This is a genomic window from candidate division KSB1 bacterium, from assembly GCA_034506335.1.
Taxonomy (GTDB): Bacteria; Zhuqueibacterota; Zhuqueibacteria; order JANLFK01; family Oleimicrobiaceae; genus Oleimicrobium.
Genome location: JAPDPR010000026.1, coordinates 1 through 13,892, shown reverse-complemented (window position 1 = coordinate 13,892; position 13,892 = coordinate 1). Strand labels below are relative to the sequence as shown.

Here is a 13,892-nt window from a genome sequence, read left to right as displayed (position 1 = left end):
ATGCTCCCTTGGGTGAATCCTTATCGGGTGCGACCTCCCGCCCCAGGACGTCCCCGAGGTCGGGCTCCCGGAAGCAGCACCGGATTGCCATCTGCGAGCAGGTGTTGGCCCAGAGTCACTACCGGCCCATTTAGTCGCGGGGAGAGCACTTGGGTCAATTCCGGCGTCACGATGCCGGTGGTGATGGGCACCAGGTGGACGGTGCTGCCGGTGGAGTCAACGACAAAGACTGCCTTCTGGCCGTCGCGTGTGACCACGGCCCGGGAGGGAACCAGTTGTGCCTGGTCGCTGCTTGCCAGGACCACGGTCACGCGGGCGAACATGCCAGGCTTGAGGATGAGCGAGTCGTTCGCCACCTCGACCTCTACTTCCGCCATGCGGGATTCCTCGCGCAGCAAAGGGGCGATGCGTGCTAATGTGCCAGAGAACCGCCGCTCAGGGTAGGCATCGACCATAACGGACGCCGGCTGCCCGGGTTCCAGCCGGCCATAGTCCCGTTCGCTAACCGTCGTGCGGACAATGACCTTTTCGATCCCCACTACAGAGATGACTGGTGCATTAGCTGCCAGCAGCGCTCCCTCGTCCACGAAACGCTCGCCGGTAAAGCCGGGGGCAGGTGCGGTCAACACTGTGTAGTTCAGCCTGATCTGGGCGGACCTCAGGGCGGCCTCGCGCTGTTCCACCTGCGCCTGGGCCAGCTTGAGCCGCGACTGCTGGGCCTCATAGTTGGTGGTGGCAGCGTCTAACTCAGCCGGCGAGGCTATCCCTTTCTCCTTGAGCTGTTGCACCCGCTCCAGTTCCTGGCGCGCGAGGGCAAATTGGCTCTGGGCCTCGGTCAGCGAGGCTTGAGCAATCTTCAAACTGGCCTCTGCTTCGCGCAACGCTTGCTGGTATTCCGCATCGTCGATGCGTGCCACCACCTCATTGGCACGCACTGGGTCTCCGATGCGTTTGCGAATCTCTACCACGCGCCCAGCTACCTTGGGCGCCACCAGGTAGCGATAGAGCGGCTGCACGGTGCCGACGAACTGCCGCAGCTCGCTGATGGTTCCATAGCGGACGCTGTCTATCTCCACCGCAACCGGCGGGCGTTGACCCCTTGGCGGAGAACCGCCCGGGGTTCGGGTCAAGAGCTGGATGATGCGAAAAATGAGCGCGATGGCAATCAGACCGATGATGATTCCGACAATGAGCCTCTTTCTCATGAACCGTCCTTATGCGTGATGCGAAAGCTGCCTGTGAACAGCACGGCAAACCATGCTTGGTAATCGACCTGCAAATCCGCTTGTTTTTAACACCCACGCTGCGCGATCCTTGCGCCCTTTTGCCTGCGGGTCGGTCCGCAAACAGGTTTTGTGGAGGGATGGAACGTTGCGACCGTGTCGCTCTCCTGCTATGCGGTGCGTTTCAGGATGGCAATGGAAAAGTCATCTTCAAACCGTGCCTCGCCTACAAAGCGTTCCACTTCGGCCACGAGGTGCTCCCCGATCTCCCGTGCGGACGCGGAGCTGGTGCTCAGAAGAGCATTGTACAGGCGTGTCTCCCCGAATGGCTCCAGGCGTTCGTTCCGGCAGTCGGTCAGGCCGTCTGAATAAAGGACCAGCAGGTCGCCTTTTTCCAATCGATGGGTCTTGGTCCGATATCGCGTCTTGGGGTTGAGTCCCAGGGCTGCTTCTCCGCGCGGGAGTTCCGCGCATTGCCCCTCCTTGATGAGCAGTGGTGGCAAATGGCCGGCGTTCAGCATTTGCACCTTTCCCCTGCGCGCACTTAGGGCGGCGACGACCAGCGACACAAAGCGCTGGGGCAGACTGTCGCGGCAGAGGATCTCGTTGAGGCGCCTGCCCAGGCTTCTCAATGAAGGGGTGGTATCCACCAGCGCGCGCAGGGTGGCCTGCACTTTGGCCATGCAGAGTGCTGCACCCAGCCCTTTGCCTGCCACGTCGCCCAGACAGACCGCCAGCTTTCCCTCAGGGAGCATAACATAGTCCACCAGGTCGCCACCCACCTCATTAGCCGGGCGCGTGTAGAGCCACAGGTCCCATCCGGGCAGCACGGGATTCTGCTTGGGGAGGAGGGCCTCCTGCACGGCCTTGCCCGCCACGAGTTCGTTTTGGAAGAGGAGCTTGTCCTTGAGCTCAAGCAGCAGGACGATGAGCAGGAGGGTGAATCCCAGTCCACCGAAGTTGATGCTCATCTCGCCGCCCCGGCCAAGGGAGTAGTGGACATTGGTAAGGGCCATCACAAGGCTGATGACGAGCAGAAGACGGCGCAAGGGAGTGAGCTTGGCCAACATGCTCATCCCGATCCATATCACCACGTAGACCCAACGCACCAGGCGGTGCATCTTGGACAGTGACTCCCTGCGTTCCGGGTCGATGTAGAAGTGGTAGATGTCGCGCAGTTCTCGTCGCAGGCCCCGCATGAGGTCGTGGCGCTTCAGCTCCTGCCAGCCTTCCGGCCCCTCCGTGTTCGGCTTCCCCTTTTGTCCAGATCGTGTGTCCATGCTCTCGCCTCGATTTCCGTCAGACTTTCCGGCTTCGGCCGCACCACGCGTTAATACAGGTGGTCAGCGTCTAAAGTTTCAAGGTGATTGGTCCAGCAGGTGGGCAATGTGGACTTGGCCGGCACCCGCGACCAGCGGCCGAGACCGTCCTACCCCACCACCCGGCAGACAAACCCTTTGAGGTAGTGGCCTTCTGGAAAATTGGTGGCCACCGGGTGATCGGCGGCCTGACCCAATCGGCCGATAATGTGCACCCACCGCCCTGCGTCCAGCGCCGCATCTGCCACGATTTTCTGGAAAAGCTCCGGGGTCATCAATCCGGAGCAGGAGAAGGTGAACAGCAGCCCTTGGTCGCGCAGCAGCTTGAAAGCCAGGAGATTGATGTCCTTGTACCCGCGACTGGCCCGTGGAATTTGCGCCTGCGACTCGGCAAATTTTGGCGGATCGAGGATCACCATGTCAAATTGCCGCCCGCGGTCCCGCATCCGGCGCAGCTCCTGGAACACGTCCGCGTGCAGAGACTGAATCTTGCTCGGTGTGATGTCGTTGAGCGCCATGTTTTGTTCGGCCAAGGCAAGCGCTTCTGCCGAGGACTCGATGTTGGTGACGGATGTGGCACCTGCCCGCATGGCACAGACGCCGAAAGCACCCGTGTAGGCGAAGCAATTGAGCACCTCCTTGTCGCGGCTGAACGACGCGACCAGGGCGCGGTTCTCTCGTTGATCCAAGTAAAAGCCGGTCTTGTGCCCCCGGCGCACGTCGACCAAGAATCGGCAGTTGCCCTCGAATATCTCGATGAGCTCCGGAGGTTCTTCGCCCCAAAGCAATCCGGTTCGGGCGGACAAATCCTCCTTGGCGCGCACATCTATGTCCGAACGTTCGTATATGCCGCGACAGGGTGCTGCTTCGCTCAGTGAGGTCACGATCGTCTCGCGCCAGGCCTCCGCCCCTGCAGAGAGAAATTGGCACACGTGGTAGCCGGCGTAGTGGTCGACAATGAGTCCAGGCAGGCCGTCGGATTCAGCATTGACCAACCGGTAGGCATTGGTGGAACCTGCTTGCACCAGCTGCTCCCTGGCCGCAATAGCGCGGGTGAGCCGGGTGCGGAAGAAAGCCATGTCCACCTGCTCCTCTGGCGCAAAGGTCCACACGCGCACCGCAATCTGCGAGGTGGGAGAATAGGCGCCGCGCGCCAGGAACGTGCCTTCGGCGCTGAGCACTTCCACCGTCTCTCCAGCCTGCGCCGCGCCCTCGAGGCGCTCGATGGCACCGCTAAACACCCACGGGTGCCGACGGTGCAGAGATGCCTCTCGCCCCTTTTTCAGAACAACGCGTGCCACGTTCGCTCCTTTCCATTCACCTTTGGCGAAGAGCCCAATGTACCGGACGGCCAGCCGGTTACGCTACCCGCTCCGCTGCCAAGGGAAGCCGATTATCCCCCTGAGATGATCAGCACTTTGGCGCCGCGAATTTTCCGCTCCTTCAGTTCCAAGAGTGCCTGGTTGGCTTGCTCCAGGGCGTACTCCTGGACTTCGGGTATGATGGGTATCTCCGCGGCCAAAGCTAAGAATTCCCGCACATCCTGCCGGGTGACGTTTGCCACCGACTTGATCTCCTTTTCCTGCCACAGATGGCGAGGATAGTCCAGGCTGCTCAGCGTGTGTTTGTCGATGTCTTCCTTGCGGATGGCGTTTATGACCAATCGGCCCCCTGGGGCCAATCGTTCCAGCGCCGCGACCACTGGCCTCCACACCGGCGTGGTGTCGATTATCGCGTGCAGAGGCGCAGGCGGCGGGTCGTCGGTGTCGCCTGCCCACACCGCCCCTAACTGCCGGGCAAAGTCGCGTTCGTTGGGTGAACGCGCGAACACGAACACTTCCGTGTTGGGGAACTGATGTTTGACCATCTTCAGAACCAAATGGGCAGAAGCGCCGAACCCGGTGAGGCCAAGACGCTGACCATCGCGCAGGCCAGTCAGCCGAAGCGAGCGGTAGCCGATGGCCCCGGCACACAAGAGCGGCGCCGCTTGAACGTCAGAAAAGCGCTCCGGTATGGGGTGCACGAACTGCTCGGGAGCAATCATGTACTCCGCATAGCCGCCATCGGCGTCCCTGCCTGTGGCCCTAAATTCGGGGCAAAGGTTCTCTCGACCGCTCCGGCAGTACTCGCACCTTCCGCATGCCGAGAATATCCAGGCCACTCCCACACGTTCGCCTACGTGCCTTTCAGTGACCTGGTCGCCGACGGCTACGATGCGCCCCACGACCTGGTGGCCCAGAATCACAGGCAGGCGCGGTGGGGGAGTTCTCCCTTCGATCTCATCCAACTCGGTGTGGCACACGCCGCAGGCCCCTATTTTGACCAGCACTTCATCCGCCTTTGGTTCAGGTATCGGAAGGTCGATCAGCTCTAGTGGCTCACGGGAACCGTCCACCGGGCCCAATCGCTTCAAGACCATTGCCTTCATCGCGCCCTCCCTTCTCTGCGAATGCCCTTGCTTGTTCTGCACGTGATCATTCCTGCATCCTTCGCACGCTTGTCGTTGCAGCGCCTGTACGCCAGGAGGCCGAGCGCAAAATTCTATTGCCTTCTTCTGTGTAAAGTTATATATTTTCTTCGAACCATCAAGGACCAAGGACAAAGCCGTGATACCGCATCCAAATTCCAGGAAATCCGCAGCTACTCCCTTCCTCCAAGAGCAGGTTAATCTGTCCTGCAGGAAATGCTGGCTTCTCATGCGCAGCATGGCCATGGGCATGTTTATGCTTGTTCCACCCTGGGAAGGGGCCACTGCAATGTAGTAAGTAGTCCACAGTTTTGTTTTCCAAGCCCCTTCCCAGTAGGTGGGAAGGGGCTTTTTCTTTGCCTCGCAACCGACCTGAATCTTGTTGAACGGAGTGCGGCACCGAATGAGCCATGCAGGGGATCTTACCCGTCGGGGACTGAAGACTCAGACTACCACGGGCGCAGGCTGATGACGAAACGGCCCGCTCCACTGCTTCCGACACCTGGTGTGTGAGGCCAGACTGGTGTCGTGGCGGCATGTGAGGCTTTGACGTCGCAAGCCCGCTCGCCGAGAGCCGCCACCTGGGGAACCATTGGCGCGCGGCGCCTTTGACGACCACATTCGACGGGCAATAGTGTTCGAGCGTCTCGATGACATCTTTCTGGGTGAATAGCAACTGGTTGTGGAGAAGGCATGAGAGAGTCAGAAAAAACGATTGTTGCGACGCAGATTGTTGAGCTGGCTACGCCTGAACGCCCTCTGGCGCTGGAGTGTGGTCGAACGCTCCCACACCTCCAAGTGGCCTTCGAGGCGTATGGCGAACTCAGTGCCGCGGGCGACAACGCCGTGTACGTGTGCCACGCCCTGACTGGCAGCGCCCACGCGGCCTTTTACAACTCTCCCACAGAGGACCGCCCCGGGTGGTGGGACGGCCTCATCGGCAGGGGGAAGGCTCTGGATCCGGATCGCTACTTCATCGTCTGTGCCAATTTGCTGGGGAGTTGCTATGGAACCACGGGGCCTTCCTCCATCAACCCAGAAAGCGGCAAGCCCTACGCCATGGACTTTCCACCTGTGACTACGCGCGACATGGTGCACGTGCAGAAGCGGCTGCTGGACTCGCTGGGGGTCAAACAGCTGGCTCTGGTGATCGGCGGCTCGCTGGGGGGCATGATCACCTGGCAGTGGCTTGTGGAGTACCCGGACTTTGTGCGGGCGGCCATCCCCATTGCTGGCACGGTACAGGGCTCGCCCTGGATGATTGCGCTGAATGAGGTCGCTCGCCAGGCGATCTACAACGACCCTGAATGGCAAAATGGCAACTATCAAGGCAAAGGACCTGCCGCAGGCTTGGCGTTGGCCAGGATGATCGCCATGATCTCCTACCGCAGTCACCTGCAATTCCACCAGCGCTTTGCTCGGGAGCGGGTAGACCCCACGCAGGCGCGCGAGCTGGAGTTCGACAACCGATTTCAGGTGGAAAGCTACCTCCACTATCAAGGCCAAAAGCTGGTGCAACGCTTCGATGCTCGCGCCTACATTTACCTCACCAAGGCAATGGACCTGCACGATGTGAGCCGCGGCTACGGGTCTCTGGAGGAGGCATTGGCTAGGATCAAGGCGAGGGTGCTGGCGATCGGCATCGATTCGGACGTGCTCTACTACCCGTGCGAGCTTCAGGCCACAGTGGCACAGCTCCGACGCATGGGGAAAGAGGCCGGCTACGAGGAGATCCACTCCATTTACGGCCACGACGCCTTCTTGGTTGAGTACGAGCAACTGAACCGTCTTGTGACCGGTTTCTTACAGCGGAGGTACTCATGCGCGTGTTGAAATTTGGCGGCACCTCGGTGGGAGACGTGGAGCGCATCCGTATGGTTGCACACATTGTAAAGCGGGAAATGAGCGGCGGGGTAGTTTTGGTGTTCTCCGCCATGGGCGATACCACGGACCAGCTTCTCGCCGTGGGACGCCTGGCCGCCCAGGGCGATCAGGCCAAGAGCATGGAAGGCATTGTCGCGTTGCGGCAGATGCACGTCCGCGCGGTCGAAGGGTTGCTGAAAGGCGAGGCCAAGGAGGCGGTGCGGGCATATTGCCGCCACGCTTTTGCCAAAGTTGAGGAGATGGCGCACGGGATGTGGGTGCTGGCGGATTTCTCGCCAACCGTGCAAGACCGCCTGCTGGGCATGGGCGAGCTGCTGTCGAGTCGGATCATTGCTGCCTATCTTGCGCAGCAGGGACTAGGCGCGGAGTGGGTTGATGCTCGTGAATTCATCATCACCGATGACCGGCACACGCGCGCCGAGCCCCTTTTTGCCGAAACGGCGGAAAGATGCCGCCAGGTGCTCCTGCCGTTACTCCACCAGGGAAAACTCCCGGTGACGCAAGGGTTCATCGCCCGGTCGGTTTCGGGTGTGCCTACGACCTTGGGCCGAGGCGGTTCCGATTACACCGCCTCGCTCATTGGCGCCGCCCTGGGGGCAGAAGAGATTCAGATATGGACCGACGTGGACGGTATCCTGACCGCCGATCCGTATCTGGTCCCCCAGGCGCGGCACATCCCGGTGATGAGCTTTCAGGAGGCGGCGGAGTTGGCCTTTTTCGGGGCACGGGTGCTTCACCCCAAGACCCTGCTGCCTGCCGTGGAGCGGTCCATCCCGGTGCGTGTGCGCAACACCCATCGCCCCGAAGGCGAAGGAACGCTCATCCTGGCCCAACCACAGGCCAATGGGCAACGCGTCAAGAGCATTGCCTATAAGGAGGGCATGACGCTGGTCAATTTGCTCTCCTCGCGCATGTTCAAGGCCCACGACTACCTGCGCCAGATTTTCGAGGTGTTTGACCGCCACGAGGTAACCGCTGACCTGGTGGCGACCTCAGAGGTTTCGGTGGCGGTTGCCATTTACGATGCCAGCCGGCTACCGATGATCACCCGCGAGCTGCAAAAGTTCGGCAGCGTCTCCGTCAAGCCGCGCCAGGCCGTGGTGTGTGTGGTGGGCGAAAAGCTGAAAGAGACGCCGGGCATGGTCACGCAGGTCTTCCAAGAGTTAGCCGACATCAAAGTCTCCATGGTCTCGCAGGGCGGCTCAGAGATCAACCTCAGCTTTGTTATCGACGAGGGGGACCTGCCTGTGGTCATCCGCCGCCTGCATCGCAAGTTCTTCGAGTGAGCACAAGGGGTCAGAGGATGATGCGCGCACGAGCAAGAGGGTGGCGAGAAATGGACCGACGCATCCAGGTTGCAGTCCTAGGGGCTACAGGTTTGGTGGGGCAGAGGATGGTGCAGCTTTTGGCGGGTCACCCATGGTTCGAGTTGGCAGAGGTGGCGGCTTCGGAGCAGTCGGCGGGAAAACGTTACGCAGAGGCGGCGAGGTGGTTTCTTGCTGGTGGGTGCCCTGAAAATGCAGGGGACAAGGAAGTGCTGCCCTGCAGGCCCGATAGTGTAAAGGCACCGGTGGTTTTTTCGGCGCTGGACGCGGAGGCGGCCTCCGAGATCGAGTCGGCTTTCCGCCGGGCAGGCAGAGTGGTCATCAGCAATGCGCGCAGCCATCGCTGGGACCCGGAAGTGCCGCTGGTCATTCCCGAGATCAACGCGTCGCACCTTGAGCTGGCGGAGCGGCAGAAACGCACCTACGGCGGTGCCATTGTTACCAACCCCAATTGTACTACGATCGGCCTGTGTCTGGCACTTGAGCCCTTACGCCTGCGCTTTGGTCTACGCCGGGTGATGGTGACGACCATGCAGGCATTGTCCGGAGCTGGCTACCCGGGTGTGCCGGCGCTCGACATCATGGACAATATTCTGCCGGAAATCGCTGGCGAAGAAGCGAAAGTGGAGCAGGAGCCGCGCAAGATTTTCGGTCGTCTCACGGCCACGGGGGTGGAGCTTGCGGACCTCGCCATCAGCGCACAATGCAACCGCGTGGCCACGCGCGAGGGCCATTTACTTTCGGTCTCAGTGGAACTGGAGCGAAAGGCCGACCTTGAAGAGGTGCAACAAGCCTTCATTAGCTACATATCGCCTCTGGCCGGGCTTGGTCTGCCTTCCGCGCCGGCCCGGCCGGTGGTGTTCACCACGGAGCCGTGTCGACCCCAGCCCCTGCGTGACCGCGAGGCGGCTGGTGGCATGGCGGTGACCGTAGGCCGGCTGCGGGAGTGCCCGGTGCTGGACTACCGCTTTGTGGCACTGGTGCACAACACCGTGCGCGGCGCAGCCGGAGGTACGGTGTTGGTGGGGGAATTGCTAGCGGCGCGTGAAGGCGCATAGCCATGCAGTGGAGTGACCGGGCCGGTCGTCCGGCGGGCTTGGGGCATCCGATCTGCCACCGACGTTCGCTGACAGGCCGCTGACCACACCCCCTGATGGTGTGGGTCACACGCCCGCCCAGTGACACTCAGGGTGACGTAGGGGCGACCAAGGAACCGTATGGATTGCGAGGGAAAGTTCCTCGGTCAGATGTTGTCGCTACCGCTCTCCTCAATCTGGACCGCAGTGCCCAGGCCTAGGTCGCTCAGCGCCTGTCGCAGCTCTTCGGCTAAGGTTGAGGCATGCGGGCGAGGAACGGTCACAGAAAACTCGATCCCCAGTGTCAGTTGTTGGCCCATTCGCAATTTGGGCAAAAGCCTTGTACCCAACCGGTTCCAGACCTCGAACGGGATAGTGCCACGAATCCGCAAGGTGGCTTCGGGCGCTCCTGGTGCTGGGAGTGGCTGGGGAGCGGGTGACGCTTCAGGCGCTGGTTGCGCAGTTCCTGCCGCGGTTCCGACTTCGACTGTCGCCGCGCGCCCCTGAGTCTTCAAGGCCTGCGCTTTGTCCCGCGAAAGAAGAAAAACCCCGGCATCAAAGGTGACATCTGCAGTGTCGAGCTCCTCCCTGAACAGAACGCGCTCGTACCCGCCATCCGGCTTCCGGCCGTAGGCAAGCCCGAAATCGCCCCTGCGCACAAACTCGGCGATCTTGGTGCGGAGGGTCGTGTCGGGGTCCAGCAGCCGCGTGAGAGAGCCGTTCAGGAAGCTCTGTCTCAGGATGGACAACGGCCAGGCCCCCGACTCTTTGTGCGCCGGCGGCCAGTTGCGTTCGATATACCCGGCCCCGACTGATTCGCTCAGCAGGGCCTGCGACTTCAAAGCGCTTATGACCCTGCCGCAGAGCGTCTCGCTGCTTGAGGAATGACCGGCCCCCAGGTCGATGACCTTCAGGTTATCGGGCTCCCGCGGGTCGAAAAGCAGAGCGTAGCGGTAGCCACCCCAGACTTCTTCTCTGGCTGCCTCCTCTGCATCTTGACGCTTGGTTCGGACCTCGTTCCGATCACGGGGGTCCATGTCGCCGGCCAGCGTTCCCTGGTCGACCTCTTGTTGCACGCGCTTCCACGCCAGCCACAGCTCCACCTTCTCGCGCAGCTCACGCCCAGGCTTCTTGAGGCACCACACGAGTGCGCCCGGGTAGAGGCGAGGGGAATGGCCGCGCAGCTTGGTCCATTCGCTGATCTGGCGCCGCAGAGGGTCGTTGCCCGTCCACTCAGTTTCAGGATCCACGACCACAAGTGTCAACCGCGGCCTGTCTGGGATCTCGGCCCCGTCCTGGGGAAATGGCTCAATGGGAATGGTCGCTCCCCGGCGGAACTCCTCTTCCACGAGCTTGCGCATGGCCGGTTTGATTTCGGTCTCTTCATCCAAGGATGCCCGGCGGTCGCTAACCACCTTCTTCAACGTGGGTTGGTAGCCGATCTTGAAGCCGTCCGAACCCACCCTTCGGATGAAGAAGGACTTGTTCTCGAGCGCAAACGCGGCGTTATCGATGGATGTGGTATCCAAATCCGGCTCGCCGAGCGCGAACCGGAGCTCCGGCAGGTGGGCGACCTTGTCCGTCTGCCCACCCGAGGACTCGAAAAGGACCGCCGTCCCAACGCGGCGATGGATGTCGCGGAGCGGGCCCTTCGTGTCGGCGTCCAGCGCCCTGGCGTGCGCCTGCTCGCCCGCGATGTCCGCATCGATGGCCGCCACTAGCCGTGACTCGCCCAGTTGGCCGAGGATCGTGCTGCGAAACCCCATGTCGTGGAGCGGAGCGGAACCCAGGGTGATCAGCGGCTCGCGACGTGCCTCGGTAAAGCCGGTGCGGTACGCCCAGGAAACCCACTGCGCCAGCATGGCGAGCGTACCGCGCGTCTGCTGGTACTGCGGCAACGCCTGCCACTTGCGCTGAAACACCGAGATCGTGGCGGGGTGAAAGGGGTAGCACGCCTCAAAGCGGCTGCGCAAGTAGTCCCTGGCCTTTGTCTCCGTGGTTGCGCTATCCACGGCCGTCCATTCAGGCGGCAGCTGCGCCCGCCGCTCGAAACACCAATCGGCATAAGCGCTGGCCACTTCCTTGCGCACGCGCTCGCTGCCAATGTCCTCGAAGAGCCGACGCCGCACAACCTCGCTGATCTCCGTTTCGTCGTTGGCAATCAGGTCCTTGGCTACCCGCCGGACGACCTTGGTAATCTTGTCCTGCCATTGCATGTCCCACTCGGTCATTTCGACCTGACTGCGCGGCAGGCTGATAACGGCGGCCCCGCACGTTATGCCCGTGGTGGCCACGGTCAGATTCTGAATGAAAGCATGGAACTGCTCCGCCATGCCGCGATGGCGGCTCAGAAAATTCAGCACCTCGTCGAAGAGGAGCAGCACCGGCGCGTCTGCTGCCTGGAACACGCGGCTCAAGGCCTCGGTCCCCGGCGGTGTGGTCGTGGCGGCGGGGCCCAGCTCCTTCACGCCCTTGTCGCCGGCCAGTTGCCGGGCGATGTCGATCCATGGGGTCTCGCGACCATCCCGCGGATCCCAGGCATTCCCCACGAACACGGCGACCCGCGCCTGCGGCACGGCGCGAATACCGGCCTCCTTGAGGAGCCTGTTGACGCCGGAGTATTCAGTCGCCTTCGCCCCCGCCGTGACGAGATGGTAGAGCGCGGTGAGCGTGTGCGTCTTACCGCCGCCGAACTGGGTGATGAGCGTCATCACCGGCGCGGTATTGGCGGTCTCGCCGGCGAGCCGCCGGAGCACCATCCCCACGTGCTCCCGGAGCGCCCGCGTCCAGCACGTGCGCGCGAAAAACTGCGCGGGGTCCCTGTAATCCCCAGGCGCAGCTCCGCCGACCACTTGTTCCAAGTGAATGGCGAACTCGTCCGGGTTGAACGAGCGGCCCTCACGAACCTCCTCGCGCGGCGTAGCAATCTTGTACCACGCTTCCATCGGCGTCCTCCTCTATACCCTCTTCATCCGGTCAAACAGATTGGCGGCGGATTGCTTGAGCCGAACCAGGTTCGCGTACGCGACAGGCTCGAAGCCCCGCTCGCTGGCGTACATCCGGTATCGGATGCCGTCGGTGACGATCACGTCGCGTGGAACGCCCAGGCTTTCCACGTATCCTCTCGCCTGCGCTAGCGCCCCCTCCACGCCGGCACCGAGTCGCTTCGCCTCGATGACGAACCGGCAGTTGTCCGGCGTGCGCGGCAGCGCCGCAAAGACCGCAACGTCGATGTAGCGCCACTTCACAGCGATTCGCTCCGCTGGCCAGCCGAGCGCCCGCAGGAACGGCACGACGAAGTGCGCCACAAGCTCATCCTCACTGGGATGGTCACCGAATTTCTGCCCGTCCCAGAACAGTCCTGCCAAGTCCTGCGCCTGGGCCACGACGCTTTCCAGAGCCGCAGGAACCGTTTCCAAGGGGGGCTCTTCCGCCGGAAGCTCCGGCAAGGGCGCTTGCTGCCAATGGGTGGGCGGCGATGCCAGGAACTTGGTCACGTACTCACGAACCGACGCCTTCCACACGCACGAGAAACGCCCCTGCGTAAACACCGACTCACCGAACTCGTAATCCTCCGGAAGACGGCACCATCGAACCCGCCGACAATGCTGGAGGTCGAACCCGTGAACGTCGTCAAAGCGGTCTTCATAGGAGTACTCTCCGGCCACTAGCCCCACGGCCCGGATACGTGCCGGACCGGTTCTGAGCAGTATCGCGTCTCCGTCTGCCATCGTCTGGGCAAACCATGCGATCCGGTCGTCCAAGGCGTAGTCATCCTTGTGACGGTCGGGAGACCACCGCCCCGAATCACCTGGCCACAGCAGGGCCACACCGTGACGGATGAAAAACTCCGCTATGGAGTTCACCATTGCCGCAGGTGGTGTGATCTGCCATATCTTCATTGTTCCGTTGTCCGCCTATCTCGGCACCGCCAAGAGCATGGCATCCAGCAGCCGCTTTTCTTCACATCCCGACGGGTAGAGCGCCGACAGCGCGTTGGCCAGCCGCAGGAACTCGGGGCCCCGCTCTTGCTCGGCCTTCAGCAGGGCGCGCAGCGCGTTGGTGCGACCGCTGGCTTGCAGCAGCATTGCCGCATGCACCCTGTCTAACGTTGTGACGCCTGCGTGCGTCGCGGCCTCCTCACTGATACGAATTCGCCGGCCTCCCGCACGCGGCCTGTATTCCTCAGGCTCAAATCCCGGGAACCACCCAGTGGCATTGGTGTCGCTCGTCGTGAATTGGCGCTCCTCAATCTCGTCCACGCCTTTTTCGCCGAACAGTTGCTTGGCGCGTTCAGACACGGCCAGCAGCCGCACCACGCCCTTTTCCGTTTCGATGATGCGGCCCTCCCACTTGGGCAGGTCGATGCCCAAAGGCTGGGCAAAGCGGCGGACCACGTCAAAGACCAGCAAAAAGCCCTTGGGCTTGGTGGAAGGGGCGTCCCGCCCCGCGTCTTGTTCATCATCTTCTTCGGGTTCGTTATCGTCACCTTCGCCCTCTGGGAGAGGGCTGGTCTGAGGGCCGTTGGAGGACTGCAGGGTCCAGAGGAAGAGCGCCGTGAGGCGGGCGTCCTCTTCCAGCGCACCGGCAACACCGTT

General features: G+C 62.1%; 10 protein-coding genes. 3 read left to right on the top strand and 7 right to left on the bottom strand.

Annotation, left to right across the window (positions count from 1 at the left end; translation table 11 throughout):
• Positions 1–20: 20 nt before the first annotated feature.
• The 4 genes from ONB25_08930 to ONB25_08915 all read right to left on the bottom strand — a co-directional run bounded on the left by ONB25_08930 (position 21) and on the right by ONB25_08915 (position 4,970).
• The gene (locus tag ONB25_08930; GenBank protein MDZ7393002.1) at positions 21–1,205 is read right to left on the bottom strand and encodes an efflux RND transporter periplasmic adaptor subunit; all 1,185 of its coding nucleotides are present in this window, start codon (positions 1,203–1,205) and stop codon (positions 21–23) included.
• A 188-nt stretch (positions 1,206–1,393) separates the two neighbouring features.
• Positions 1,394–2,503 carry a serine/threonine-protein phosphatase gene (locus ONB25_08925; protein MDZ7393001.1) on the bottom strand — a complete coding sequence of 370 codons (1,110 nt, stop codon included), beginning with the start codon at positions 2,501–2,503 and terminating at the stop codon, positions 1,394–1,396.
• 149 nt (positions 2,504–2,652) lie between these two features.
• Positions 2,653–3,843, bottom strand: a complete 1,191-nt coding sequence (locus ONB25_08920) for a class I SAM-dependent methyltransferase (GenBank protein MDZ7393000.1) — start codon at positions 3,841–3,843, stop codon at positions 2,653–2,655.
• A gap of 92 nt (positions 3,844–3,935) precedes the next feature.
• Positions 3,936–4,970, bottom strand: coding sequence for a zinc-dependent alcohol dehydrogenase family protein (locus ONB25_08915; protein ID MDZ7392999.1), 1,035 nt, complete (start codon positions 4,968–4,970; stop codon positions 3,936–3,938).
• Between the two features lie 732 nt (positions 4,971–5,702).
• Here ONB25_08915 and ONB25_08910 point away from each other — a divergent pair.
• From ONB25_08910 to asd, 3 genes are read left to right on the top strand one after another with little or no spacing between them, the layout of a single operon-like run.
• The gene (locus ONB25_08910; GenBank protein MDZ7392998.1) at positions 5,703–6,842 is read left to right on the top strand and encodes a homoserine O-acetyltransferase; all 1,140 of its coding nucleotides are present in this window, start codon (positions 5,703–5,705) and stop codon (positions 6,840–6,842) included.
• On the top strand, positions 6,830–8,179 hold the full coding sequence (gene lysC / locus ONB25_08905; protein MDZ7392997.1) for a lysine-sensitive aspartokinase 3: 1,350 nt from the start codon (positions 6,830–6,832) through the stop codon (positions 8,177–8,179). Before ONB25_08910 ends, lysC begins: the two co-directional genes overlap by 13 nt.
• 50 nt (positions 8,180–8,229) lie before the next feature.
• Complete coding sequence (gene asd / locus ONB25_08900; GenBank protein ID MDZ7392996.1) at positions 8,230–9,276, top strand: aspartate-semialdehyde dehydrogenase; 1,047 nt, start codon at positions 8,230–8,232, stop codon at positions 9,274–9,276.
• A 185-nt stretch (positions 9,277–9,461) separates the two neighbouring features.
• Here asd and ONB25_08895 read toward each other — a convergent pair whose 3' ends face one another.
• From ONB25_08895 to ONB25_08885, 3 genes are all read right to left on the bottom strand, one after another.
• Complete coding sequence (locus ONB25_08895; GenBank protein MDZ7392995.1) at positions 9,462–12,239, bottom strand: DUF499 domain-containing protein; 2,778 nt, start codon at positions 12,237–12,239, stop codon at positions 9,462–9,464.
• 12 nt (positions 12,240–12,251) lie between these two features.
• Positions 12,252–13,196 carry a hypothetical protein gene (locus ONB25_08890; protein ID MDZ7392994.1) on the bottom strand — a complete coding sequence of 315 codons (945 nt, stop codon included), beginning with the start codon at positions 13,194–13,196 and terminating at the stop codon, positions 12,252–12,254.
• Between the two features lie 15 nt (positions 13,197–13,211).
• The coding region (locus ONB25_08885; GenBank protein ID MDZ7392993.1) for a DUF1156 domain-containing protein at positions 13,212–13,892 on the bottom strand (681 nt) is incomplete at its 5' end.